The organism is Actinomyces sp. Marseille-P3109 (genome assembly GCF_900323545.1).
GTDB lineage: Bacteria > Actinomycetota > Actinomycetes > Actinomycetales > Actinomycetaceae > Actinomyces.
Genome location: NZ_OOHN01000008.1, coordinates 1,160,911 through 1,185,888, shown reverse-complemented (window position 1 = coordinate 1,185,888; position 24,978 = coordinate 1,160,911). Strand labels below are relative to the sequence as shown.

The 24,978-nt window shown below is 68.3% G+C and carries 19 protein-coding genes, 1 tRNA gene and 1 other RNA gene; 8 read left to right on the top strand and 13 right to left on the bottom strand.

Features of this window, described 5'->3' with window-relative positions:
* Positions 1-22: 22 nt before the first annotated feature.
* A tRNA-Ile gene (locus tag BQ8008_RS05390) sits at positions 23-114 on the bottom strand.
* A 197-nt stretch (positions 115-311) separates the two neighbouring features.
* Between BQ8008_RS05390 and BQ8008_RS05385 the strand changes: the two genes are divergently transcribed.
* A complete protein-coding gene (locus BQ8008_RS05385) occupies positions 312-1,214 on the top strand; it encodes a Nif3-like dinuclear metal center hexameric protein (protein WP_108833127.1) in 903 nt (300 codons plus the stop codon).
* A 57-nt stretch (positions 1,215-1,271) separates the two neighbouring features.
* Positions 1,272-2,006 carry a zinc ribbon domain-containing protein gene (locus tag BQ8008_RS05380; RefSeq protein WP_108833126.1) on the top strand — a complete coding sequence of 245 codons (735 nt, stop codon included), beginning with the start codon at positions 1,272-1,274 and terminating at the stop codon, positions 2,004-2,006.
* A 78-nt stretch (positions 2,007-2,084) separates the two neighbouring features.
* Here BQ8008_RS05380 and BQ8008_RS05375 read toward each other — a convergent pair whose 3' ends face one another.
* Positions 2,085-2,894, bottom strand: a complete 810-nt coding sequence (locus BQ8008_RS05375; protein WP_108833125.1) for a YaaA family protein — start codon at positions 2,892-2,894, stop codon at positions 2,085-2,087.
* A 94-nt stretch (positions 2,895-2,988) separates the two neighbouring features.
* On the opposite strand from BQ8008_RS05375, the gene rnpB reads away from it, so the two are divergent.
* An RNA gene (gene rnpB / locus BQ8008_RS05370) (RNase P RNA component class A) lies at positions 2,989-3,379 on the top strand.
* A gap of 81 nt (positions 3,380-3,460) precedes the next feature.
* Here rnpB and BQ8008_RS05365 read toward each other — a convergent pair.
* From BQ8008_RS05365 to panB, 3 genes are all read right to left on the bottom strand, one after another.
* Positions 3,461-4,633 carry a hypothetical protein gene (locus BQ8008_RS05365; RefSeq protein WP_108833124.1) on the bottom strand — a complete coding sequence of 391 codons (1,173 nt, stop codon included), beginning with the start codon at positions 4,631-4,633 and terminating at the stop codon, positions 3,461-3,463.
* A 164-nt stretch (positions 4,634-4,797) separates the two neighbouring features.
* Positions 4,798-5,577 (bottom strand): type I methionyl aminopeptidase, encoded by a 780-nt coding sequence (gene map, locus BQ8008_RS05360; RefSeq protein WP_442778234.1) that lies wholly within the window; start codon positions 5,575-5,577, stop codon positions 4,798-4,800.
* Between the two features lie 469 nt (positions 5,578-6,046).
* Positions 6,047-6,895, bottom strand: coding sequence for a 3-methyl-2-oxobutanoate hydroxymethyltransferase (panB, locus tag BQ8008_RS05355; RefSeq protein ID WP_108833122.1), 849 nt, complete (start codon positions 6,893-6,895; stop codon positions 6,047-6,049).
* A 193-nt stretch (positions 6,896-7,088) separates the two neighbouring features.
* Between panB and BQ8008_RS05350 the strand changes: the two genes are divergently transcribed.
* The 3 genes from BQ8008_RS05350 (at position 7,089) to BQ8008_RS05340 (ending at position 12,814) form a co-directional block, all read left to right on the top strand.
* Positions 7,089-8,420 (top strand): glutamine synthetase family protein, encoded by a 1,332-nt coding sequence (locus tag BQ8008_RS05350; RefSeq protein WP_108833121.1) that lies wholly within the window; start codon positions 7,089-7,091, stop codon positions 8,418-8,420.
* Between the two features lie 18 nt (positions 8,421-8,438).
* Entirely contained in the window at positions 8,439-12,047 is a 3,609-nt protein-coding gene (locus tag BQ8008_RS05345) for a bifunctional [glutamine synthetase] adenylyltransferase/[glutamine synthetase]-adenylyl-L-tyrosine phosphorylase (protein ID WP_108833120.1), read from the top strand.
* Positions 12,048-12,142: 95 nt separating this feature from the next.
* Positions 12,143-12,814 carry a histidine phosphatase family protein gene (locus BQ8008_RS05340; RefSeq protein WP_108833119.1) on the top strand — a complete coding sequence of 224 codons (672 nt, stop codon included), beginning with the start codon at positions 12,143-12,145 and terminating at the stop codon, positions 12,812-12,814.
* Positions 12,815-12,863: 49 nt separating this feature from the next.
* Here BQ8008_RS05340 and BQ8008_RS05335 read toward each other — a convergent pair whose 3' ends face one another.
* The 7 genes from BQ8008_RS05335 to lipB all read right to left on the bottom strand — a co-directional run bounded on the left by BQ8008_RS05335 (position 12,864) and on the right by lipB (position 19,999).
* The gene (locus BQ8008_RS05335) at positions 12,864-13,664 is read right to left on the bottom strand and encodes an amino acid ABC transporter ATP-binding protein (protein WP_108833118.1); all 801 of its coding nucleotides are present in this window, start codon (positions 13,662-13,664) and stop codon (positions 12,864-12,866) included.
* Positions 13,661-14,626 (bottom strand): amino acid ABC transporter permease, encoded by a 966-nt coding sequence (locus BQ8008_RS05330; protein ID WP_108833117.1) that lies wholly within the window; start codon positions 14,624-14,626, stop codon positions 13,661-13,663. The genes BQ8008_RS05335 and BQ8008_RS05330 overlap by 4 nt, the downstream gene beginning before the upstream one ends.
* Before the next feature lie 3 nt (positions 14,627-14,629).
* Positions 14,630-15,550 (bottom strand): ABC transporter substrate-binding protein, encoded by a 921-nt coding sequence (locus BQ8008_RS05325; RefSeq protein WP_108833116.1) that lies wholly within the window; start codon positions 15,548-15,550, stop codon positions 14,630-14,632.
* A 155-nt stretch (positions 15,551-15,705) separates the two neighbouring features.
* Entirely contained in the window at positions 15,706-17,130 is a 1,425-nt protein-coding gene (gene glnA, locus BQ8008_RS05320; protein ID WP_108833115.1) for a type I glutamate--ammonia ligase, read from the bottom strand.
* A 203-nt stretch (positions 17,131-17,333) separates the two neighbouring features.
* Positions 17,334-18,089 carry a DUF4191 domain-containing protein gene (locus tag BQ8008_RS05315; RefSeq protein WP_108833114.1) on the bottom strand — a complete coding sequence of 252 codons (756 nt, stop codon included), beginning with the start codon at positions 18,087-18,089 and terminating at the stop codon, positions 17,334-17,336.
* Positions 18,090-18,160: 71 nt separating this feature from the next.
* The gene (locus BQ8008_RS05310) at positions 18,161-19,192 is read right to left on the bottom strand and encodes a lipoyl synthase (protein WP_108833113.1); all 1,032 of its coding nucleotides are present in this window, start codon (positions 19,190-19,192) and stop codon (positions 18,161-18,163) included.
* Between the two features lie 93 nt (positions 19,193-19,285).
* Positions 19,286-19,999 (bottom strand): lipoyl(octanoyl) transferase LipB, encoded by a 714-nt coding sequence (lipB, locus tag BQ8008_RS05305; protein ID WP_108833112.1) that lies wholly within the window; start codon positions 19,997-19,999, stop codon positions 19,286-19,288.
* A gap of 102 nt (positions 20,000-20,101) precedes the next feature.
* Between lipB and BQ8008_RS05300 the strand changes: the two genes are divergently transcribed.
* On the top strand, positions 20,102-21,862 hold the full coding sequence (locus BQ8008_RS05300; protein WP_234415239.1) for a serine/threonine-protein kinase: 1,761 nt from the start codon (positions 20,102-20,104) through the stop codon (positions 21,860-21,862).
* A gap of 104 nt (positions 21,863-21,966) precedes the next feature.
* Here BQ8008_RS05300 and BQ8008_RS05295 read toward each other — a convergent pair whose 3' ends face one another.
* Positions 21,967-24,237, bottom strand: coding sequence for an FAD-dependent oxidoreductase (locus BQ8008_RS05295; protein WP_108833110.1), 2,271 nt, complete (start codon positions 24,235-24,237; stop codon positions 21,967-21,969).
* 86 nt (positions 24,238-24,323) lie between these two features.
* Here BQ8008_RS05295 and BQ8008_RS05290 point away from each other — a divergent pair, with 86 nt between their 5' ends.
* The gene (locus tag BQ8008_RS05290) at positions 24,324-24,965 is read left to right on the top strand and encodes a TetR/AcrR family transcriptional regulator (protein WP_108833109.1); all 642 of its coding nucleotides are present in this window, start codon (positions 24,324-24,326) and stop codon (positions 24,963-24,965) included.
* The last annotated feature ends 13 nt before the right edge of the window (positions 24,966-24,978 follow it).

The window sequence follows — 24,978 nt, the reverse complement described above, 5'->3', positions numbered from 1 at the left end:
GTTCGAATAGCTGGGGCGCGAGTACCCCCACTGGGATTCGAACCCAGGACCTTGTGCTTATCAGGCACGACACGAGGTATAAGCTCGCTGCTCTAACCGCTGAGCTATGGGGGCACGGCCGTGACGCCGGCGGCGCCGAGGTCGGCCGACGCTGCCAGCACCGGAGGGTCCCGGCAACGCGGAAGTAGGTTACCCCAGACGAGAGCGGCGTCGGTCGCTTTCCCGACCGTGTTCCACCAGGTGGCTGCTTCGGGCTGCATCGACATCGACAGGTGGCAGGCAATTCCTGGCCTTGCCGCTAGCCTGGTTGCATGAGCCACACCTCCGCACCCGCATCTTCTGGCGCCGGACACCAGTCATCACAGGAGCACCTGGACGGCTTCCTGAGCGTCGGCGACGTCGTCGCCCTCGTGGAAGCAGCCGCGCCCCCCGGCCTGGCGGCCTCGTGGGACTCCAACGGGCTCATCTGCGGGGATCCCGCCGACCCGGTACGCAGCATCCTCCTGGCCGTCGACCCCGTGGCGGCCGTCGTCGACGAGGCCGTCGACTCCGGTGTCGACATGATCATCACCCACCACCCGCTCTACCTGCGCGGAACCGACCACGTTGCGGCCACTGACCCCAAGGGCCGCTCCATCCATCGCCTCATCCGTGCTGGCATCGCACTCCTCAACGCCCACACCAGCCTCGACGCCGCCCACGGGGGAGTGGCCGAGGCCCTCGCCGAGCGTGTGGGTCTGACCTCGGCCGTTCCTCTCGAGCCCGATCCGGCCTCCCCGGAGCAGGGCATCGGTCGTATCGGCGTGCTCCCGCAACCCGTCACCCTGCGTCAGCTCGCCGCAGACGTCGCTGCTGCCCTGCCCGACTCGGCTCCCGGCCTCCTCGTGGGCGGGGACCTTGACGCCGTCGTCGAGCGCATCGCCGTCTCAGGTGGGGCGGGCGACTCTCTCCTGCAACGGGCTCGCGAGGCCGGAGCCGATGTGTTCCTCACGGCGGACCTGCGCCACCACCCCGCCTCCGAGCACTTGGAGGACGGTCGCCCCTACCTCCTGTGCGGAACGCACTGGGCCACCGAGTGGGTCGGCCTGGAGCCTCTGGCCGGCCGGCTGGAGGAAGGTGCTCGCTCCCACGGCGCCTCACTGACGGTCCGGGTCTCCCACATTGTCACGGACCCCTGGGTGCTGCGGCTGTCCACTGGATCAGATGAGGCGTGAGAGGATCATGAGAGGATTCGCAGCACCAACCTGTACGCACTTGAAGGAGCACACGCCGTGACAAGCGCCCCCATCGCCCAGCAGCGCCTTCTCATCGACCTCCAGGACCTCGACTCCCGCCTGGCACGGCTGCGTCACGAGCGCAAGCACCTTCCGGTCCTCAACCGTATCGAGTCGGTCATCGAGCGTCTCAAGACCAACAAGCGGGCCGCCATTCAGGCCGATGCCTCCCTCACCGAGGCCAAGGCGCGGGCCACCCGCAGCGAGGATGAGGTCGGCCAGGTGGTGCGCCGTGCCGAGGTGCTGCGCGAGCGCCTCCACTCGGGCAATAGCGCGGCCCGTGACCTGTCCGCCATTCAGGGCGAGATCGACCAGCTCGGTCAGCGTCAGGCGGCCCTGGAGGAGGCACAGATCGTGGCCATGGAGGCGCTGGACTCGGCCCGTGAGGAGGTGGAACGGCTCAGTCGGGAGGAGTCCGAGATCCGTGCGGCCGGACGCGAGCTCACCGCCGAACGCGACGCCGAGTTCGCCCGACTCGACGAGGAGATCGAGTCCCTAGAGAACCAGCGGGCAGACCTGGCCGGAACCATTGAGGCTGCCCTCTTGGCCGACTATGAAGCAGTCCGCACCTCCACCGGGGGCCTTGGCGCAGTCGCTCTCAGGGGACGGATCATCGAGGGCGGTGCCGTTGAGATCAGCCCCCAGGAGCTGGCGCGTATCGTGGCCGCCCCGCAGGATGAGGTCATCCACGCCGAGGAGAATGACGTCATCGTCGTACGGATGGACATCTGACGCCTGCGACTCGGGCAGGGGTGACCGCGCCCCAACCTTCTGATCCGGGCGCGGATGGAGACCGCCGCCGTCGTGACATCAACGAGTCACCAGGGTGAGAACCCGCCGTCCCTGCCGGTCCGCCTCGGAAACCTCAACGTCGTCGACGCCGCTCAACCGTGCGGCGAGAGCGGCGACGTCGTCAGCGCGCGCCTCTGGTGGCAGGGTCCTGCCGGCAACGGCCCTGAGGAGCTCACCGGTGAGGAGCCCTCGAGCCTGCTTAGCCATGTGGGAGATGACCTTGCGGGAGCCGTCGTCGGCGATGCGCACCGCGCGCACCGTCATGATTTCGACGCCGTCGCGGACGGACGGCTTCCACGCGGCCGCATAGTCTGCTGACCGGCAGTCGACCACCAGTCCCTGCGCCGCCATGTCGGTCAACGACGCGGCAAGGTGCGGCTTCCAGAATGACGGCAGGCGCCCCGGGCCGGGCAGTGACGTGCCCATCGACAGACGGTGGTCCGGCACCTCATCGGTGGGCGAGAGGATGCCCCACAGGCCGGAGAAGATCACGCAGTGGTGCTCCAGGGCCTTGCGTCCAGCCGTGTTCTTGGCGATCGAGTCGAGCCCGGCGGCCTCGTAGAGCACCCCGGTGAACAGCTGATAGGCAGGGGCGCAGGGCGAGGTCTCCAGCAACAGGTTCGCCTCCACCAGTTCTGCGCTGCGTGGCCCCAGCCCCAGAATGGAGGGGCCGTCCGGACGCCGGCTCGACTCGGTCAGCGCCGACATCACCTCACGGCGTGGTGAGGTCAGCCGCTCGGCATCCAGGAGCGAGCCGAGATCCAGTGACGGGCCACTGGCTGGAGCGGTCTTTCCCTCGGACGGAGGCAACAGGATCAGCACCCGCACATGATAGGCCGTGACGCGGTTCCCGGCAGATCAGGACCTCGCGGTGGGCTCGAGCCTCGACGACGTGTCATGCCGCTATGCTGATCCCTGCGGACGAGCCGACCGGGCGGCCGCGGTACCTGTCGTCGCCTTCGTGGCGGCGCAGGGCTGAGGAACGTCCGGGCTCCACAGAGCAGGGCGGTGGCTAACGGCCACCCGGGGTGACCCGCGGGACAGTGCCACAGAGAGCAGACCGCCCACCGGACTCCGGTGGGTAAGGGTGAAAGGGTGGGGTAAGAGCCCACCAGCGCGACGGGTGACCGCCGCGGCTCGGTAAACCCCGCCCGGAGCAAGACCGCACAGCTGGCGCCTGAAGGCTGCTCGCCTGAGTCAGCGGGTAGGTCGCATGAGGCCACTGGCAACAATGGTCCAAGATGAATGGTCGCCACCGCCAGGCCGGTAACGGCGGGCGGCAACAGAACCCGGCGTACAGGTCGGCTCGTCCGCGCCCCTCTGGGCCATGACATGAGGGTGGGGCCGACCAGAAGCTTCTGGTCGGCCCCACCCTCATGCGTCAAGCAAGCGGCTCACTTCGCGGCCACGTACACCTCATCGTTGCCCGAGAAGCCCTTGACGGCGAAGACACCCTTCCCGTCGTTCGCAGTGGCCTCGTCCACGAGGAAGACGAAGTAACCCTTTGCCGTACCTCCGTCTCGAGGCATGTCCTGCTGGTTGAACATGGAGTCGTCGATGAATGACTCACTGCCCGACGTGTTGCCGTCGTGGGAGTAGTCGATCTGCAGACCGTACTTCTCGTACTGTCCCTTGCCCTTGTAGGAAATCTCTACCGGGACGCGGATGTACACCTTGCCGGACGGCGGGTCCTGGTAGATGTACTTGTTGGCAGCCTTGATGGTCTCATTCGCGTTCCACTCGACCGCACCGAAGGTGACAGTGACCGCGGCGTTCGGGTCATCGTCGTACTTGCCGGCCTTGAACTCGACGGAGGTCGTCGTGGGGTCGATGGGATTCTTCGGGTCCGACCCGGCCTCATCGCTTCCCTTTGACGCACCGCCGGATGCCTCGGCCGACGGGCCGTCGCTGGACTCCTTGGACTTCTCCTTGGATGAAGAACCCTGCTTGCCGCTCTTGCTGCTCTGCGAGGAGCTCTGCTCGGCCTTGTTGCTACCGCCGTTGTCGTCAGAACCGCTCATGGCCCACACGATTGTGCCGATGGCCAGCACGACCACGAGCACCGCAGCACCGGTCCAGAACCACCACTGCTGAGTGATCGGCTTGGAGCCACCGCCGGGGCCTCCCGGACCACCTGCACCTCCGGGCTGCCAGCCGCCGGCCGGTGGCTGCGGGCCACCCGGAGCTCCCTGGTTCTGGTAGGGCGTGGGGGACTGGGCGTAGTCCATGTTGGCCGCGTAGGGGCTGGCCCCCGCGGCCTGGCCGGCGTAGTCACCGGAAGGGGCCGAGGCAGACGTCCCAGTCGGATCGGCCACCGGAGCACCTGTGCCCATCTGGGCCGTTGGAGCCGTCGACACGGCCTGGGTCGGTGCCCACGCCGGATCGGCTCCCGAGGCGGTGCCGGGCGCCGAGGAAGCAGACCCGCTGGACGGGGCTGAGTCGTCAACCCAGATCTGCCAGCCCTCGGGCGCCGGGCCCCAGGCGGGGTCGGGCTGCCAGCCCGCAGGCGGCTCGAAGCCCTCTGGCGGTGCAGGCCAGTTGGGCGGTGGATTGAAGCGCAAAGCCATGAGAACCTCCGGAAGGGAATAAAACGGGCGAAACCCGGTGTGGGTTTCCTAGGCAGATGTCCGCTGCCCACGGACGATACGTTGTTACCTCGCAGTGAGGCAATGTGAGCGGGTGCTGATGAACGAAGATGCGGATGGGTAGTGATCCCCAGGACTCAGGAGCCTCAGGGCAGGGTGAGGACCTCCGCGCCGTCCTCGGTCACCACCAGTGTGTGCTCAAACTGCGCGGTACGGGAACGGTCCTTGGTAACCACCGTCCAGCCGTCGTCCCACTGCTCCCACTCGATACCGCCCAGCGTGAGCATCGGCTCGATGGTGAATACCATACCTGTTTCGATGACGTCGTCGTGGAGGGGAGCGGCGTCGTAGTGCGGAATGATGAGTCCGGAGTGGAAAGCCTCGCCGACGCCGTGCCCGGTGTAGTCACGGACCACGCCGTAGCTGAAGCGCTTGGCGTAGGCCTCGATGACCCGGCCGATGATGTTGACCTCGCGGCCGGGCTTGACCGCCTTGATGCCCCGTTCCATCGCGGTGCGGGTCCGCTCGATGAGCAGCTCCGTCTCCGGGTCGACCTCGCCGACGGCGTAGGTGGCGTTCGTGTCGCCGTGGACCCCTCCGATGTACGCGGTGACGTCGAGGTTGATGAGGTCACCCTCGTTGAGGCGGGTCGAGTCGGGGATCCCGTGGCAGATGACCTCGTTGATCGAGGTGCAGATCGACTTGGGGAACCCCATGTATCCCAGGCAGGAGGGGTAGGCGCCGTGGTCGCACAGGTACTCGTGCGCGATCCGGTCCAGCTCGTCGGTCGTCACCCCCGGGGCGATCGCCTTGGCAGCCTCGGCCATGGCGCGAGCGGCCAGTCGGCCCGCCACCCGGATGCGCTCGATCGTCTCGGCGTCCTTGACCTCTGAGGCCGTGACTCGCTCAGGGCCATCGTGGAACATGTACTCGGGGCGCTCGATGGATGCCGGGACAGGCCTCTCAGGACTGAGTGTTCCGGGAGTGAGAGTGCCGCGCGGCGCGCGGTTGGCCAGAGAGACCGGGGATATCGAGGACGCGGAGGAAGCCGAAGAGCTCATGAGGTCAGCATAGGAGCAGGCGTCTGTTTCGTGGGACTTTCCTTCACGCGGAGCACCGGGGCTCTCATCATCGCGTTATGGGCATTGTCACTTTTACTTCTCGGCGGGTCGTGTCTCCTCGCTTCTGAGGTGTGTGGGTGTCGGGGCTTCTGAGGTGTGTGGGTGTTGGGGCTTCTGAGGCGAGGGCACAGGGGGCTGCCGGGATGTGAGACTTGAGTGATGCTCGATTCCGCTGTTGCGGCGCCGGCACCGCGGTGCGCTGCGATCTCACCCTCGGCGAGCTGTGGGTGCTTGGCCGTATCCCCTGGGATCGCCTTTACCTTCGCAACAGTCCCTAGGCGCTGAACCAGTGCTTCTCAGCCGGGAAGGACATCTCGCGCACCGCACTGCCGTAGTCGGCGGCGGCCTGGTGCAGTGCCTGGCCGACCTGACCGAACTGGTGGGCGAAGCGTGGTGACCAGTCGGTCATGCCCGCCATGTCCGTCCACACGAGGACCTGGCCGTCGCAGCGTGCGCCCGCACCGATACCGATCGTGGGGATCGTGAGCGACTCGGTGACGCGCGCGGCCACAGGCTCGGGCACCATCTCCAGGACGATGGCCACCGCGCCCGCCTCCGCCAGCGCCTGCGCGTCGACCATCAGATCCTCACCCGCCTGTCCGCGCCCCTGGACCCGGAAGCCCCCGAGCATGTTGACGCTCTGCGGGGTGAAGCCCAGGTGCCCCACCACGGGAATGCCTGCCTGGGTCAGAGCCTTGACGCTTGCGGCCCGGGGCCTGCCGCCCTCGAGCTTGACGGCGTTGGCGCCCGCCTTCATGAGGCGCACCGCGCTGCCCAGCGCCTGCTCCGGGCCGGCCTCGTAGGTGCCGAAAGGCAGGTCCGCGACCACCAGTGCGCGCGTGGTCGCTCGGGCCACGGAGCGCGTGGCCACCACCATCTCGTCCAGCTCCACCGGCAGCGTCGAGTCGTGGCCGAGCATGACGTTGCCGATCGAGTCGCCCACCAGCAGCAGATCCGTTCCCGCTGCGTCCAGGATCCGGGCGGTGACGGCGTCGTAGGCGGTGAGCATGACCAGCTTGGCGCCGTCGCTCTTGGCAGCGGCGAGGTGATGAACACGCACGGGCTTGCCGCCTCCGACGACGGCCGAGGAGGAAGGTCCGTAAGGGGACTCAGGTGTTGCCATGACGCGAGGCTACCCGAGGTCAAGGAAGGTTTCGGCGCGCCGCTGAACTCGTCGTCCCTCCTTCACCGGAGGCGATTTTCGAAACCTGCCTGACGCACCTGAGCACTAGGCTGGCTCCAGCAACAACGTCACGGGCGGATGACGGCCGGCCACGTCGTCGGCCCGCTGCCCCACCCCAGGCTGAGGAGGCACCATGGACAAGCAGCAGGAGTACGTGCTCCGAGCCATCGAGGAGCGCGACATCAGCTTCATCCGTCTGTGGTTCACCGACGTGTCCGGGCAGCTCAAGTCCGTGGCGATCGCACCGGCCGAGGTGGAGAGCGCCTTCGAGGAGGGCATCGGTTTCGATGGCTCGGCCATCGAGGGGCTCACCCGCGTCTTCGAGTCCGACATGCTGCTCGCGCCCGACCCCTCCACCTTCCAGATGCTGCCGTGGCGCGACGGCGCCAACGGGGTGGCCCGCATGTTCTGCGACGTCCTCACCCCTGACGGGGAGCCCGCCCGCACCGACCCCCGCTCCGTGCTCGAGCGTCAGCTCGCCCGGGTCGCCGAGGCCGGCTTCACCTGCTACATCCATCCGGAGATCGAGTTCTACCTGGTCACTCGTGACGCCAGCGGACGCATCCGCCCCACCGACGACGCCGGCTACTTCGATCACGTGCCGGGCGGGACCGCTCACGATTTCCGGCGCCAAGCCATCCTCATGCTCGAGCAGATGGGGATCTCGGTGCAGTTCTCCCACCACGAGGGCGGCCCCGGCCAGAACGAGATCGACCTGCGCTTCGCCGACGCCCTGTCCATGGCGGACAACATCATGACCTTCCGCGCCGTCGTCGAGGAGGTCGCCCTGGAGGAGGGCTGCCTGGCCACCTTCATGCCCAAGCCCTTCGCCGACGAGTTCGGTTCGGGCATGCACACGCACTTCTCCCTGTTCGAGGGCGACCGCAACGCGTTCTTCGACCCCTCCGGCCAGTACCAGCTCTCCGCCACCGGACGCTCCTTCATCGCCGGGCTGCTGCACCACGCCTCGGAGATCACCGCCGTCACCAACCAGCACGTCAACTCCTACAAGCGGCTGTGGGGCGGGGACGAGGCCCCCAGCTACGTGTGCTGGGGCCACAACAACCGCTCCGCCCTGGTGCGCGTACCCATGCACAAGCCCGGCAAGGCCCAGTCCGCGCGCGTGGAGTTCCGCGGCATCGACTCCTCGGCCAACCCCTACCTGGCCTACGCGGTCATCCTGGCCGCCGGGCTCAAGGGCATCGAGGAGGGCTACGAGCTGCCTCCCGAGGCCGAGGACGACGTGTGGGCCCTGTCCGAGATGGAGCGCAAGGCACTGGGGATCCACGCCCTGCCCACCTCACTCAAGAGCGCGGTGGCGGCCATGGAGCAGTCCGACCTGGTGGCCGACACCTTCGGCGAGGACACCTTCGAGTACTTCCTGCGCAACAAGCGCCGCGAGTACCGGGCCTACGACGCCCAGGTCACCGACTTCGAGCTCAGCCAGTTCTTTCCTCGCGCCTGACGGGAGCAGGAGGCAGCCGTGAGAGACCAGACCGGGCAGCGCCCGCCGGTGGGGGCTCCCTTACGGCACAGTTCCTCACCCAGGACCAGGCTCCTGCGGGCCGGCTTCCAGAACGTCTCCCGCGCCGGAGCACTCCTGGGCGACCCGGCGCTGGCGCCCCTCCTGCCTGCTGGCGGCGAGGCTGACGACGCCGAATGCGCCGACAACGTCCCCGCCCACCCATCGACAGATCACGCCCGACGGCCAGGAGACCGACTGGGGGACGTGGAGATCGGGCCCGGCCGTGAGGACCTCATCGAGGCCCTGGCTCTCACCGCCGACCCCGATCTGGCCCTTCTCAACCTCGTCCGTCTCGCCGAGGCCGCAGCATCCGTCGAGGCACTGCGCCGTGCCTCAACGCATGACGTCGAGCCCGGGTGCGCCCGGGCGCCGGCGGACCTGCTGCGCAGCCTCATGATCGCCCCCGCCGGCGAGCCGCGCGAGCACCGGCGCCGTCTTCTTGCCGTCCTGGGAGCCTCCCAGGCCCTGGGGGACTTCCTCGTCGCCCATCCCGAGCGCATCACGGCGCTCGCGCCGGCCAGGGCCTGGGACGCCCCCGGTGAGCCCGGTGCCCGCGAGTCGCTACGGCTCGTCGTGCAGGAGGCCCTGGGGGACAAGACGCCGCCGGTCGTCGGAGACGACACCTCAGACGGCCCGGACGATCCAACGCATTCGGCTGGTCAGGACACCGCGCCGGACCGTGCGACCGCGGCTCTGCGACGCGCCTACCGGGACCGCCTCATGGCGATCGTCGCCGACGACCTGACCAGCCCGGACCCGATCGAGCACGTCCCCACCGTCGGCCGCCGTATGGCCGATCTCGCCGACGCCGCCCTGGACGCCGCCCTGCTGGTGGCTCGTGCCGCTGTCGGGCCGCAATCAGACGACGTGGCCCTTGCCGTGATCGCCATGGGCAAGACCGGAGCGTGCGAGCTCAACTACATCTCTGACGTTGACGTTGTCTACGTCGTCGGCCCCGCTCGGGAGCCCTCGGAAGCCGATGAGCCGAGCGAGGAGTACCTTGTGGACGTCGGCACCCGCCTGGCCACCGAGCTCGCCCATGTGATCTCCGCTACGGCGCCCGAACCGCCATTGTGGCCACTGGACACGGCGCTACGGCCCGAGGGCAAGGACGGCGCGCTCGTGCGCACCCTCGACTCCTACCTGGCCTACTACCGACGATGGGCCGCCTCCTGGGAGTTCCAGGCCCTGCTCAAGGCCAGAGCCTGCGCCGGGGACTCCGAGCTCGGCGCCCGCTACGAGCAGGGGGTGTCCCCCCTTGTGTGGGAGGCCAGTCGGCGGGAGAACTTCGTTGAGGACGCCCGTGCCATGCGTCGCCGGGTGGAGAAGGAGTCCGTGTCGCACGGAGGCGAGGACCGGCGCATCAAGCTGGGACCCGGCGGGCTGCGAGACGTGGAGTTCACCGTCCAGCTCCTCCAGCTCGTCCACGGCCGTTCCGATCAGAGCCTGCGCCTGCGCGCAACCCTGGAGGCACTCGACGCGCTCAGTGCCGGCGGCTACGTCAGCCGCACCGATGCCGCAGCCCTGAGCAGCTGCTACAAGGCCCTGCGGCTCCTGGAGCACCGCAGCCAGCTCTTCCGCCTGCGCCGCACCCACAACCTGCCGAGCAAGGAGGAGAACCTGCGCCGCATCGAGCGCGGCATCAGCGACTGTCTGGGCCAGGGCGACAGCCTGTGGGAGGACTTCAAGAACCTGCGCCGACGTGTACGCGCCCTGCACCAGGAGATCTACTACCGCCCCCTGCTGAGCTTCGCAGCCACCCTCAGCGCCGATGAGATGGCCCTGAGCCCTCAGGCAGCGCGCGAGCGGCTCGCCGCCGTCGGGTACGCCGACCCGGACGGGGCGCTGCGGCACATTCAGGCCCTCACCGAGGGGGTCAGCCGTCGGGCGGCCATTCAGCGTCAGCTCCTGCCCGTCATCATCGGCTGGATCGGTGAAGGAGCAGACCCCGACTTCGGCCTGCTGTCCTTCCGCCGCCTGTCGGAGGCCATCGGGGGGTCGCACTGGTACCTGGCCATGCTGCGGGACTCGCCGGTGGCCGCGCGCAGACTGTGCCAGGTGCTCTCCGGTGCTCACTGGGCCACCGAGCGCCTCGCGGAGTTCCCCGAGTCCATCGCCTGGCTCGACGACGACACTGAGCTCGAGCCCCGCCGCCCCGGAGCCCTGGCGGAGGAGGTCGCCGCCGTCCTGCGTCGCCGTAGCCTGAGCGGACCCGATGACTCCGCCCTCGCCGAGCAGGCGCTCGAGGCGGTCCAGGCGATCCTGAGGGTGCGCGCCCGTGAGGAGGTGCGCGCCTCGCTGGCCGACTGTCTCGATGCCATCGACCCGGAGCGCACCGCCTCCATCCTCACCGACGCCACCGACGCGGTCCTGGGCGGGGCGCTGACGGTCGCCACCGGACTGGTCATCGCCCAGCGCGACGGCGTCGAGGCTGTGGCGTCGGGCCCCGACACCGCCGGCAGCTGGGACGCCTCTCTGGCGCACCACGCCGTGATCGCCATGGGACGCCTGGGCGGCCAGGAGATCGGGTACGCCTCTGACGCCGACGTGCTCTTCGTCCACGAGGCCCGCGACGGAGTGGGGGAGGCTGCCGCCGCACAGGAGGCCGAGGCCGTCGCCAAACAGGTCGTCGGGCTTCTCGCCTCGGCACGCCCTCACCCCCTCGAAGTGGACTCCGACCTACGGCCCGAGGGCCGCCAGGGTGTCATGAGCCGCTCTCTGGCCGCCTACGGGGAGTACTACGGGCGCTGGGCGGCCCTGTGGGAGCGGCAGGCGCTGCTGCGCGCCCGTGCCTGTGCCGGGGACCGTGACCTGGGTCGGCGCTTCGAGGAGCTCATCAACCCGTTGCGATGGGCCGAAGCGGGGCTGAGCAGCCAGGACCTACGGGAGATCCGCAGGATCAAGGCCCGGGTGGAGACCGAGCGCCTGCCTCGGGGCGTTGACCCGGCCCGTCACCTCAAGCTCGGCCCCGGAGGACTCAGCGACGTGGAGTGGAGCGCCCAGGTGCTCCAGCTGGCCCACGCCGGGCAGATCGCCGAGCTGCGGACCACCTCGACCATCGCGGCCCTGCAGGCCGCGGTCCGAGCCGGGCTGCTGAGTGCCGACGACGGGGGAGTGCTGGCCGCGGCCTGGATCCTGGCCAGTCGGCTGCGCTCCGCGATCGTCCTGGGCACCGGCCGCACCTCAGGGCCCCGCTCCCAGGTCCTCCCCGTCCAGATCCGTGAGATACGCCTGGTGGGGCGCCTCATCGGCCTCGGCAGCGGCAGGGAGCGCGAGCTCGAGGACATGTACCGCCGCAATGCCCGTCACACGCGCGCCGTGGTCGAGCGCATCGTCTTCGCCGACGGAGGCGCCCAAGACTCGTCCCCGTCCGCGCCGACGCCGTCGACCAGTGCCTCGGGTACCCGGAACCGGGCCTCGATACCGGTCCGCTCAGCGGACTCGGCGAAGGATCCTCGTCGGCAGGCTCCTCGAGGTGGAGGTGCAGCACGAAACACTCGGTCCCGGCGAACGGGCCGCACCCGCCCGGTCAGGAGACGTCCGGAGGGCCCCTACCCCTGGAGCTGACGAGGCTGACGGGGAACCAGCCGGACGAGGTCGGGCGACGAGGATCGCACCGTCGTCGCAGGTCGGTGCCCTGCGGACCTGGCAGACTTGGCGCCGTGAGGCTCATTCTTGTACGACACGGTCGTACCGTCGCCAATGTCATGCAGGCACTCGACACCGCCTTCCCCGGAAAACCCCTGGACGACGTGGGCCTGCAGGAGGCCGACGGGCTGCCGGCCCGCCTGGAGCAGGCCGGTCTGCTCCAGGGACTGGGGACCCTGTGGGTCTCCCCGATCCTGCGCGCCCGCCAGACCATCGCCCCCGTGGAGGCGGCCACCGGTCTGAGCGCCACTATCGACTCGGGCCTGCGTGAGGTCCTGGCCGCGGACCTGGAGATGAACACCGATGCACGCTCGGTGGCCTGCTACGTGGACACCACTCGCGCCTGGATGACCGGGCGCCCCGCCTGCCGCATCCCCGGGTCCCCTGAGGACGGCATCGACACGCTCCAGCGCTTCGACGACGCCATCGGTCGGATCGCGGACCACACCGCCAAGGCGGGTGGCTCAGCGGCCCTGCTCGTCTCCCACGGCACCGCGCTGCGTCTGTGGACCTCGCTGAGGGCGGCGCCCAGAGCCGGTGTGGAGCCGCTGTGGATCGCTGACCGCCCCATGCACAACACCGGGATCACCGTCGTCGACGGCGATCCCGGTGCCGGGTGGAGCCTGACCTCCTGGGACGACGGCGCCTGGGACCAGACTGCCGGGGCCGACACCGGGTCTCGGTGACGGCAGCGGCCCGGACCGCTCAGTCTCCGACCTCTACAGGCTCCGACCTCTACAGGACTGAGGAGAGGAAGGCCTGGGTTCGTTCGGCCTGCGGGTTGTCCAAGACCTCCACAGGGTCACCGGACTCGCAGATGACGCCGCCGTCCATGAAGATCAGCTGGTCACCGACCTCTCGGGCGAAGCCCATCTCGTGGGTGACCACCACCATCGTCATCCCGGAGGCGGCGAGGTCCTTCATCACCTGAAGGACCTCGCCGACCAGCTCGGGGTCCAGTGCGGAGGTCGGCTCGTCGAAGAGCATGAGCTCGGGGTCCATCGCCAGAGCCCGGGCGATCGCCACCCGCTGCTGCTGGCCGCCGGAGAGCTGGGAGGGGTAGTGGTCGAGCCGGTCACCGAGCCCCACCCGCTCCAGCAGCTCGATGCCGCGCTCGCGGGCCTTGGTCTTGGAGATCTTCCTGACCTGAACCGGTGCCTCCATGACGTTCTCCAGAGCCGTCATGTGGGGGAAGAGGTTGAAGCGCTGGAAGACCATGCCGATCTTGGCGCGCTGAGCTGCGCGGGCCTTGTCGGACAGGGCGTGCAGCTCGGTGCGACCACCGCGCTCGACCTCACGCATGCCGATGAGCTCGCCGTCGACCTTGACCCGGCCGGCGTCGATGGACTCCAGCTCGTTGATGCAGCGCAGCAGCGTCGACTTTCCCGAGCCTGACGGGCCGATGAGGACCGTGACCGAGCCGGGCGGCACAACGAGGTCGATACCGCGCAGCACGTGCAGCTCACCGAAGAACTTATGCAGGTCGCTGATCTCAACCTTCGGCGTCGCACCTGCGGCGTGAGTGGATGTGCTCATGGGGTGACCTCCAGGAAGGGATCGTCCTTGGTCGTGTGCGCATTGAGGATGGCCTGCTGGCGGGCTGACAGGCCCCGGCCCGCGGAGACTGAGGCCTTGTCGGAGTCGAAGCCCTTGCCGTAGTAGCGCTCGATGTAGTGCTGACCCACCATGAGGATCGAGGTGATGATGATGTACCAGATGGCTGCGACGATGAGCAGCGGGATGATCTGATAGGTCAGCGACGCGTAGGAGTTGGTGACGAAGGTCAGGTCCAAGGTGAAGGGGACGGCCAGCACCAGGGACGTCGTCTTGAGCATGGAGATCGTCTCGTTTCCGGTGGGCGGCACGATGACCCGCATCGCCTGCGGCAGAACGATCCGCCTGAGGATCTGGCCCTTGCTCATGCCCAGCGCCCCGGCGGCCTCACTCTGCCCCTTGTCCACGGAGTTCAGACCCGAGCGTACGATCTCCGAGAGGTAGGCCCCCTCGTTGATGCCCAGTCCCATGACCGCCGCGACGAAGGGCGTGAAGACCGTCGTCGTCTTGAAGGTCAGAAGTTCGGGGCCGAAGGGGATACCCAGACTCAGCTTCTGGTAGAGCGCGGACAGCGCCCCCCAGAACACCAGCTGGGTGTAGATCGGGGTACCGCGGAAGAACCACAGGTAGGCCAGCGCCATCCAGCGCAGGACCGGGTTGGAGGACTGCCGCAGGATCGCCGTGGTGACCGCCAGGACGATGCCGATGGCCATGGCCATGAAAGTCAGCAGCAGCGTCCAGCCGACGGCCTTGACCACATGGACCTCGCGCAGGAAGAACCAGACCGTGGACCAGTGGAACTTCTCATTGGTGACCAGACCATGAACGAGCATGGCCCCCAGAACCGTGACGATCGCGGCACTGATCCAGGTTCCCGGGCGGGGGACCGGCTTGGGGTTGTTGAGGACGACCTTGTCGTCGTCAGAGGCGGGTGAGGCAGTCACGGCTCACTCCTTCACTGCGGGATTGAGTTCTGCGGTGGTCAGGGCAGCGTCCTTCACGCCCCAGTTGTCCAGGATCTTCTGCCAGATGCCCTGGTCCATGAGGTACTGGACGGCGGCCTGGATCGCGGCGGTGAACTGCGGCTCCGCCTTGGAGGTCACCACGCCCTGGGGTGCGGCGTCCTCCACCTCGCCCAGGGTGACGATCTGGCCGTCGGTCAGCTCGACGGCGTACCCGGCCACCGTGGAGTCGGAGTAGGTGGCGTCGATGGTGCCGCCGACCAGCCCCGTGGTGGCCTCGGACTGCTTGGAGTAGGAGCGCACCGACAGGACGTCCTTGCCGGCGTCGGCGCAGTCGTCGGCGGCCTTGCGCATGGCGGTCTCCTGGTCGGTTCCGACCTGGACCCCGATGGTGCGTCCGCACAGGTTGAGGTGGTCCGAGGTATCGACTCCCTTGGGGTTGCCGGCCTGGACGTTGAAGCGCGAGCCCACGTTGACGTAGGCGGTCATGTCCACCTCGGCGGTCCGCTCTGGCGTCACGGTGAAGGAGGAGATGCCGGCGTCGTACTTCGATCCGATCGAGGCGATGATCGAGTCGAACTCGGCGGTGTGGACCTTTCCCTTGACGCCCAGGACGGCGGCGATCGCGTTGGTGAGGTCGACGTCGTAGCCCACGGCCTTGCCCGAGGGGTCGAGGAACTCGGCCGGTGCATAGTCCGTGGATGCCGCCACGTCCAGGACTCCGTCCTCGAGCGCCCCCTGGGGGAGCTTGGCGATGATGTCGGGCTGAGCCTGGATCGAGGAGGTGTCGTAGGAGTGTATCTGCGAGCTCCGGTTCGCGTTCCAGTCAGCGGCGTTGGTGCATCCGCTCAGCACCAGGCAGGCTGTGGCTGCCAGGCCGAGGGTGGCGTGTTGGCGGATCCTCATCGTGGGTTGTCCTTTTCGGAGTTGATCAAGACAGAGAAAGAATATCCGCAATACGGTATAGGTATGCAATCGTTGAGGGTGGCATACAGCACGACGTCGGCCCTGAGCCTCATGAGCAGGAGGCTCAGGGCCGACGTCTGAACTGCATCAACGGCTCACAGGTCGTAGTAGAGCTGGAACTCGTAGGGGTGGGGGCGCAGCCGCAGCGGCTCGATCTCGTTGGAGCGCTTGTACTCGATCCAGGTCTCGATGAGATCGGGGGTGAAGACGTCTCCCTCGGTGAGGAAGTCGTGGTCCTCCTCCAGCGCCTCCAGCGCCTGGTCCAGGCTGTCGGGGAGCTTGTCGATGTCGAAGTACTCCTCGGGTGCGAGCTCGTAGAGGTCCTTGTCGATGGGCTCACGAGGCTCGATCCGATTGCGGATGCCGTCGATGCCCGCCATGAGGACGGCGGTGAAGCACAGGTAGGGGTTGGACGAGGGGTCCGGCACCCGGTACTCCACGCGCTTGGCCTTGGGGGAGGAGCCCGTGACGGGGATACGGATGCAGGCCGAGCGGTTGCGGGCCGAGTAGACCAGGTTGACCGGTGCCTCGAAGCCGGGGACCAGACGGTGGAAGGAGTTCACCGACGGGTTGGTGAAGGCCAGCAGTGCCGGGGCATGGGCGAGGATCCCACCGATGTACCAGCGGGCCAGGTCGGAGAGCTGGCCGTAGCCGCGCTCGTCGAAGAACAGCGGCTTGCCTTCCTTCCACAACGAGTGGTGCGTGTGCATGCCCGAGCCGTTGTCGCCGAAGATTGGCTTGGGCATGAAGGTCGCCGTCTTGCCGTTGCGCCAGGCCTCGTTCTTGATGATGTACTTGAACTTCATCATGTCGTCGCCGGCGGCCAGCAGGGAGCTGAAGCGGTAGTTGATCTCCTGCTGCCCGGCGGTGCCGACCTCGTGATGGGCCCTTTCGATCTCCAGGCCGGCGGCCAGGCAGGTGCGCACCATGCGGTCACGGATATCGGCCATCTGGTCGTTGGGGGAGACGGGGAAGTAACCGCCCTTGAAGGCGGTCTTGTAGCCCTTGTTGCCGCCCTCCTCCTCGCGCCCGGTGTTCCAGGCCGCCTCGGCGGAGTCGATGGCGTAGAAGGACTCGGCCGGCGAGGACTCGTAACGCACCGAGTCGAAGAGGTAGAACTCGGCCTCCGCGCCGATGTAGCAGGTGTCGGCGATTCCGGTGGAGCGCAGGTAGTCCTCCGCCTTGGCCGCGATGGAGCGCGGATCGCGCGAGTAGACCTCATCGGTGAAGGGGTCCACGATCGAGAAGTTGACGACCAGAGTCTTCTCCTCGCGGAAGGGGTCCAGGAAGGCGGTGGTCACATCCGGAACCAATTTCATGTCCGACTCGTGGATCGCGGTGAAGCCGCGGATCGAGGAGCCGTCGAACATGAGCCCCTCGGTGAGGGCCTCGTCCTTGAACGCGGCCACGGGAATGGTGAAGTGCTGCATGACGCCCGGTAGGTCGCAGAACCGCACATCGACCAGCGCGACATTCTCCTTCTCGATGAACGTCAGTGCCTCGGATGCGTCCTTGAACATATCTCCTCCAGATGGGGGGCTGCGCACATACTCCACGCGTATGCACTGCGGCTGACATCGGCAACTATATTGATCCGCCCGTGACAAAGGAATGGCGTGGGTGTTGCCTGAGTGTTTCGCCCATTTTCTGCACAGAGCCCAGGGAAAAGGGCTGCTATGCGGTGATCGCGAAGGCTGAGGACGGGGAGGAGCCGGCCCGGCGCTCAACGGCCGCGCATCGCGCGACGGTCGGGGCGTACCCGGTTGGGATCGATGTGCTTGGGGATCGGGAGGTTCCTGCCGGCCATCGATGCCAGTCGCTTGGAGACCTGGGTGATCTCGGCGTCGGTCAGCGCCGTTGGCTTGGTCGGGAGCTGGCGCAGCGTCTTGGACAGATCGGTCAGACGCACCTGTCCGGCGTCGGTACCCACCTGAAGCGTGTGGATGGGGACCGTTGACAGCAGCCGGTGGACCTTGCGCTCCTCCTCGGCCAGCATGCGGCGGGTGCGGTTTCCCGGTCCCTCCGCGATGAGCACGACGCCGGGGCGCCCCACCAGCCTCCACACGAGGTCCTGGTTCTTGGTGAAGGCCACGGGTTCGGACTCCACGTACCAGCCGCGCCCGATCTGGTCGAGGACTGCCTTGGTCGCTCCCGGCATCCCCTCGATCTGGGCGTAGGAGGCTCGACGCACCGTCATGGACAGGATGATCATGTCGACCATGAGCGCCAGAAGGATGCTCAGGAACAGCCAGTACCACAGGGACATCCCACTGGCGAAGGCTATGGCAACGCCCAGGGCGAGGCAGGCGGCGGACGCGGCCAGCATCGCCCATCCGATCCACGGGTAGCTGCGCCGCGAGATCGTGTAGGAGTCCTTGATGTTCTGAAGGTACTGGGCCAGCCGGCGCTTCTTCTTCGGCTGGGGGGACTGGGCACTACTCACGGGCACACAATAGACGACGTCGGTGCGCTGCCACACATGGTCTCGCCGTCAGCGTGGCCGACTCGCGTGCGCGAAGAAGTCGGTACGTGAAGCTCGGCTCCCGGCTCTCAGCAGGCGGCGGCGAGGTGGGGGTGGGTCCCCAGGAGGGCTGACGCCTCCTGACGGGCGGTGGCGGGCTCGGCGAGCTGGGCCAGGCGCTCGGGGATGGGCCAGCCGCGCTTGACCATGGCCCGTCCCCACAGCATCCCGGCCCGGTAGGAGGAGCGCACCATCGGGCCGCTCATGACAGCCGCGAAGCCGATGTCCTCAGCCAGTCGGCTCAGCTCCACGAACTCCTGGGGCTTGACCCAGCGGTCAACGGGGTGGTGCAGCTTGGAGGGACGCAGGTACTGCGTGATGGTGAGGATGTCGCAGCGAGCCTCCACCAGGGCGGCCATCGCCGCCTCGATCTCGTCACGGGTCTCACCCATTCCCAGGATGAGGTTGGACTTGGTGACCAGCCCCGCCTCCGAGGCGGCGGTGATGACGTCAAGGCTGCCCTCGTAGGAGAAGGCCGGTCGAATGCGCTTGAAGATGCGGGGGACGGTCTCCAGGTTGTGTCCGAGCACCTCGGGGCGCGAGGAGAAGACGTCCTCAAGCGCGTCGGGGTTCCCCTTGAAATCGGGGATGAGCAGTTCGACCCCGGTGCCCGGAGAGAGCTCGTGCACCTGGCGGGCGGTCTCGGCGTAGAGCCAGGCCCCGCCGTCGGGGCGGTCGTCACGGGCCACCCCGGTGACGGTGGCGTAGCGCAGGTCCATCTCCATGATCGAGATCGCGACGCGCCTGGGCTCGTCGACGTCGTACTCGGTGGGGCGGCCGGTGGCGATGTCGCAGAAGTCGCAGCGACGCGTGCACATCTCTCCACCCACCAGGAAGGTGGCCTCACGATCGTTCCAGCACTCGTAGATGTTGGGGCAGTTGGCCTCGGCGCACACCGTGTGCAGGCTCTTCTCCCGCACCAGGCCGCGGACCTCCTGGTAGGTCTCGGAGACGACCGCCCGGGTGCGCAGCCAGTCGGGCTTGGACTCGATGGGCGTCTGGGCGTTGCGCGCCTCGACCCGCAGGAGCTTGCGTCCTTCGGGGGCCACGGTGGTGCTCACGTCTAACTCTCCTCGCCGACGACGATTCCATAGGGAGTCTAATACCCTCCCGGCGATTCGTAGGACCTCGGGCCTAGATATGGGCGGCTGTTGTCACGTGGCGTCTGCCACCAACGGCGCCAGGTGGGTCTCCAGGGCCGCTACCAGGGCGTTCGCGGGGGCGCTGGTGGTCAGGTGCCGGCCAGTCTCCACGCTCAAGGAGGTCACTCCGGCGTCGTCGATCCCGCAGGGGATGATCCGATCCAGGGAGAAGGCGTCCAGATCCGGGTTCACGTTGAGGCCGATCCCGTGCATCGTCACTCCCCGAGCGACCCTCACTCCCAGGGCGCAGATCTTGCGCTCGGCACGAGGGTACTGGCCGGGTGCCGTGGTGTCCGCGAGGGTGCTCGCGGGGTCGGCCGGCACCCAGACCCCTGAGCGTCCCTCGACCCGGATCGTCTCCAGGCCGTGGAGAGCGCACACGTCGATGACGGCGGCCTCCAGCGCCCGCACGTAACGGATGACGTCGATCGGTGCGGCCAGGCGGAGGATCGGGTAGACGGTCAGCTGGCCCGGCCCGTGCCAGGTGGTCTTGCCGCCGCGGTCCACGTCGATGACCGGAACGTGCCCGGGCTCGACGACGTCGCCGTCGGGCCGCTCCCACGTGTGGGTGCGTCTGCCGACCGTGTAGACCGGCTCGTGCTCCATGAGCAGCAGCGTGCTGGGCCGGCGGCCCGCCACGACCTCGGCATGGACGGCTCGTTGTCGCTCCCAGCCCTCACTGAAGGGGATGAGTCGGGAGCCGAGCTCCACGTCCTGACGCAGCACGGGGACAGCCTACGTGACCACAACCGGTGCAAGAACCGGAGTTATCCACAGGCTGGCAGCGCGGTCTGGCCATCTGACGTCGGCGTGGTGACCATGGAGTGCATGAGCCCAACGATGCGCCCCCGCCCCGGTGACCGTCCGCCCGATAGCAATGCCGACGGTGCAGGACACAGCCGGCCGGCCCGTCGCCCGGTGCCTCGGAGGCGCGGCGTGCGCAGGCCCCGCGCCTCCAGGATCCCGATCTCCGATGCCGAACCGGGCATTCCAGGATCGGCGCTCACGGCCCTGACTCAGCAGGGCTATACCGTCGGTGAGGTGATGGGGCGCTCCACCGCCGCCTGTGCGCCCCGGCGTGGGCTGGACGCGCAGGGACGTCATGTGGTCATCAGGGTCGTCGACCTGCCTCATGGACGCGGCGGAGCGTCCGTCCTACGGAGACTGGCCGATCTGCGCGTCCTGCGTCATCCTGGCCTGGTGACCGTGCGGGAGGTGGTGGCCCTGCCGGAGGAGAGGGCCGCCGTCATCATGGATCTCATCGACGGCGCAGGGCTCGACGTGGTCCTGGGAGCCAGAGGCAGGCTCAGCCTCTCCCACCTGGCCGCCATCCTGGACGTCCTCGGCTCCGCGCTGGCCTACCTCCATGAGCACGGCGCCGTCCACGGCGACGTCTCCAGCGGCAACGTCCTGGTGACCACCGAAGGTCGTCCGGTCCTTGTCGACCTGCTGGCGTCCGCGATGGAGGCGGGGACGAAGGAGTGCGCCGCCCCCGAGCGGCTCAAGGGCGCTCCGGCGTCGGCGGCCTCCGACGTCTATGCTCTGGCCCGCCTTCTGACCGAGTGCGCGGGGCAGGGCGGAGGCGGGGCCCGACGGCTGGCGGGCTTCCTGGGCGACGCCCTGGCCGAGGATCCGGCCGACCGCCCGACTGCCCGCGACCTGGCGGCCCGTGCTCCGGAGCTGGGTCAGGCCTCGGCCATCGAGCTGCCCGACGGCGCCCGGCTCGCCGCTGGATCGTTGCGTGCCGCGGCCCGCACGCCGACACGCACCGTGGGGTCCAGGCTGGGGGCCCGGTCCGGGACCAGGCCGGGCGGCAGGATGAGGTCGAAGGCAGGACCTCGAGATGGTTCCGGTAGGCGTGAAGAAAAGGACCCTGGTGGTGCGAACCGTGCTGGGCGGGCTCCAGCGGTCATCCGCTGGGGCAGAGGTCGGCGAGAGGGGCGCGGGCACGTCCGCATCTGGGGGTGTGCGGCTGTGCTGCTCGTCGCCGCCTGCATGGTCGCCTGGGGGCCGGCGAGAGGGCTGGTGTCGCTGAGGCCGGCATGGGCGCTCGGCGCTGCTCCGACCTCGACGACGCGCCTGCCGCCACACGCACCGGCCGGCTCCCGCTCAGGAGCCCCCTCAACCGGCGCCTCCCCCGGGGCGTCGGAGAACTCTCCTCCAAGCGCGCCGGCCTCGCCGACGGCTGAGGGGGACGGAGCGGACATGGTCAGTGTCGTCGTCGGGCTGTCGGCCGCCCGGGACCGCGCACTCACGGCTGCCGACGCCGGCGCGCTGGCGGCCACGACCGTGCCGGGCTCACCCGCTGCCGAGGCTGATACGCAGGTCCTGAACGGTCTGATCGAGGCCGGTGAGAGCGTTGGAGGCCTGCAGACCTCCGTGAGCCAGGTGGTCGATGTGGAGCTGCCCGGGGATGCCGCCACGCTCTGGCCCGGTGCCCGGGCAGTGCGGGTCACGCTGTCCCAAAGCGCGTCGACGCGTTCGGGTGCCTCCGGAACGCGGACGGTTCCCGCGCTGGAGTCACGCCAGGTCGTGCTCATCCTGGTTCCAGGACCATGGCGCGTTGCCGAGGTCCGAGAGGCAGGCTGACTCGTGCCCATGTGCCTCCGTATCCGTTGTGGCTGCGGTACCGGCGGTACCGGCACGAAGAGGCTTCCGCGAGCTCAGGAGGGTTGGGCTCGGCGCGGTCGAGTTCAGTACGGTTCGGTGAAGACGGAGTCATAACCGGCCCGCTCAAGGACGCTCCGGGTGTCGGCCACCATCGCGGCCGAGCCGCACAGGTAGACCTCCGTGCTGCGAGGATCGAGCCCGGAGCTGCCGGTGAGTCCGGGGAGTGCGTCAGTGACTCGTCCGTGGAACGTATCGGGTGCCTCCTCGCGGCTCAGGCAGCGCAGTACCCGCCCGGGCATGGGGGAGCTGATCCGGCTGACCAGGTCCTCGCTGCGATCGCGGCACCCGAAGAGCAGGGTGTCGTGCTCTAGTCCGGGGGCCTGAGCGAACATGGCCAGCATCGGGGCGATCCCGGTGCCTGTGGCAATGAATAGTCGGCGTCTGCCTGAGTCGGCGAGTCCGAACTCGCCCAGGGGCAGCTCGACCACCGTTCCGGTGCCGGTGCCTGCATGCTCGATGAACTGCGACCCTCGTCCACCTGTCCGGGTTGAGATGAGAAGGCGGAGACGATTGTCCTCAAGGCCCGCGATCGAGTAGTCGCGCCATGCGTCGTCGCCCACGTGCAGACGGGCGAACTGTCCCGGCGCCCATCGTCCGATCTGCCCCTCCACGTGCAGCACCACCTCCCAGACGCTGGGGGTGAGGAGGCGTTTGGAGGCCAGCACGGCGTGATGCTTGCCCTCGGGCAGCCGGCGTGCGCCGCCCGAGTCAGGGATAGCAGGGGCTTCTTTCAGGGCGGAGGCGATGGTGGCGTACCCGCGTGGACCGAGCACCTGACTGGCTGCCGCCACCCCGCCCATCATGGCGCCCATGATGCCGGCGCTCCCGGCGTCCTGCCCGGACAGAAGCAGTCCTGGGATAGCCGTACGCGGGCCCAACGGGGCGGACCTGTACCGCAGTGGAGTAGCGGGCGGTCCGTAGAAGGCGCCGGCGGGGTGGGCGGTGTAGTGCTCGTAGGTGAGAGGCGTGGAGACCTCCATGTAGTCCACCAGATCGCTCAGGCCCGGTGCCGCGCTATCCGCCAGCTCCAGCATGCCGCGGGCGATGCGCTCCTTGAGGGCGGAGTACTCGGGGTCGCGGCGTCCTTTCGGCTGCTGGGCCCACTGCCGGAACGCCTTCGCGTCGCAGAAGGAGATGATCTCGGCCGTGTGCGGGGACTCCCCGGACTTCAGTGAGGGGAAGGAGACGAAGACGTCATGGGGGCGGCCCTCCAGCAGGGAGGCGCTGTGCTCCTGACTGCGCTCGTGGTCGAGATCCTGATTGACCCAGATGTTGCCGCCGTCGATGTCGATACTGCGCGGGTCGTCGCGCAGGCGCAGGAACACGGTGACCGCCGATGCGCCGGTGCCCAGATTCGCCAGAGTACGGCGCGTCGGCCCGGTGAGGCGACCGATCCTGCCGGACGTAGGCAGCAGACGGTTGAAGGTGTTGAAGGCGCCTACGGCGGATATCACGACAGGGGCCTGGTAGACCCGCTCGCGCACGGCTGCGCCTCGGTGATCCATGACTCGGACCCCCGTGGCTGCGCCGCCGTCATCAAGGAGTATCTCCGTGACCTCCTGAGCGACGCGGACAGCTCCTCCTGCCTGCTCGATCCCCTTCTCGAAGGTGCGGGCGATGCGAGCGCTGCCGCCCTTGGGGAACCATCCGCCCTCAAGGTAGTGGGAGACGATCGTCGCGTGCACGGCGAAGGCCGAGCGGGATGGCGGCAGGCCGTAGTCTCCCCACTGGCTGGCAAGGACGGCCTTGAGCTCGGGGGAGCGGAAGTGGGCGTCCAGGTACTCCTTCGTCGTGCTGGTGGCCGTCCGTCTACCCAGGCGTTGGGCAGCCCTCAGAAGTGATGCCATCGGGCGGGGAACCATCCCCTGGGCGAAGCCCATGGTCACCCACGATATCGTGCGGCGAACATCCTTGAAGTAACGGCGAATGGCTCTGGCCTCCGTGGGGAACACCGCGATCAGGTCGTGCTCGTATCGGTTGGGGTCGCTGCTGACGCTCAGATCGAGCCCCGGGTAGACGAACCGGTCGTAGGCGTCCGGCATGCGGTTCCACTCCAACTCGCCATCGGAGAGGTAGTCGAAGTAGGCACGGGCCTGGCTTTCGGGCGCGACCTGCCCGATGTAGTGCACCCCCACGTCCCAGGAGGCGCCGTCGCGCCGAAAGGTGTGGGTCAGGCCGCCCGGTTCCGTATGCCGCTCCAGGACAAGAACTCGTTTGCCGGCGGCGCGCGCCAGCAGACCAGCAGTCGTCAGCCCGCCAATACCCGAACCGATCACGATGACGTCGTAGGACATGCATACCCCTCACTCGACTAGACAGCGTCAAGCCAGCATAACAGCCTACTGGACAGTGTCTAGTCGGGTGGCTCTACACTCTCCGTATGACGTCTGAATCGACAGGCTCCTCCGGGCGCCGCGGCGGCCGGGACCTGCGCTCCGAGCTGCTGCGAACCAGCAGGCAGCTCCTGGATGAGTCCGGTCCCGGCGCACTGAGCATGCGGGAGGTGGCGCGTCGCGCCGGCTGCACGCACCAGGCGCCGTACCACTACTTCGCCAATCGTGAGGCCATCCTGGCGGCGCTGGTGCACGAGGGCTTCGATGAGCTCGCGGACCGGCTCGCCTCGGCGCATGAGGGGCTCGAGAGCACGGATCTCCGTGCGATCCTGACGGCCTCGGGAAACGCGTATGTCGAGTTCGCGCTACGTCACCCCGGGGTGTTTCGGGTGATGTTCCGTCCAGACGTCTGCGATCCGGAGCGCTTCCCGGAGGTCGTTCAGGCCGGTGGGCGTGCGCGCGGTGAGCTGACCCGCCTGGTGAAGGTCGTGCTGGGTGATGACGCTCCGCTCGAGGTGGAGGTCCTGTTCTGGTCCGGCGTGCACGGCTTGGCCTCGTTGCTGCTCGATGGCCCGTTGGCGGGTGAGTTCACCTCGGTTGAGGAGCGCATCGACTTCGCTCGTGGCGTCGTCAGCCTGACCGAGATCCCGTTCACCGACATCACACGGGCAGCGGACGAGGACTGCTGAGGCCGAGCGGCAA

Excerpts from the sequence above, each read along its gene's own strand:
- BQ8008_RS05385 (WP_108833127.1), top strand. The coding sequence starts at position 312 with ATGAGCCACACCTCCGCACCCGCATCTTCTGGCGCCGGACACCAGTCA.
- BQ8008_RS05365 (WP_108833124.1), bottom strand. The coding sequence starts at position 4,633 with ATGGCTTTGCGCTTCAATCCACCGCCCAACTGGCCTGCACCGCCAGAG.
- map (WP_442778234.1), bottom strand. The coding sequence starts at position 5,577 with ATGTTCCACGATGGCCCTGAGCGAGTCACGGCCTCAGAGGTCAAGGAC.
- panB (WP_108833122.1), bottom strand. The coding sequence starts at position 6,895 with ATGGCAACACCTGAGTCCCCTTACGGACCTTCCTCCTCGGCCGTCGTC.
- BQ8008_RS05350 (WP_108833121.1), top strand. The coding sequence starts at position 7,089 with ATGGACAAGCAGCAGGAGTACGTGCTCCGAGCCATCGAGGAGCGCGAC.
- BQ8008_RS05335 (WP_108833118.1), bottom strand. The coding sequence starts at position 13,664 with ATGAGCACATCCACTCACGCCGCAGGTGCGACGCCGAAGGTTGAGATC.
- BQ8008_RS05325 (WP_108833116.1), bottom strand. The coding sequence starts at position 15,550 with ATGAGGATCCGCCAACACGCCACCCTCGGCCTGGCAGCCACAGCCTGC.
- glnA (WP_108833115.1), bottom strand. The coding sequence starts at position 17,130 with ATGTTCAAGGACGCATCCGAGGCACTGACGTTCATCGAGAAGGAGAAT.
- BQ8008_RS05300 (WP_234415239.1), top strand. The coding sequence starts at position 20,102 with ATGAGCCCAACGATGCGCCCCCGCCCCGGTGACCGTCCGCCCGATAGC.
- BQ8008_RS05295 (WP_108833110.1), bottom strand. The coding sequence starts at position 24,237 with ATGTCCTACGACGTCATCGTGATCGGTTCGGGTATTGGCGGGCTGACG.
- BQ8008_RS05290 (WP_108833109.1), top strand. The coding sequence starts at position 24,324 with ATGACGTCTGAATCGACAGGCTCCTCCGGGCGCCGCGGCGGCCGGGAC.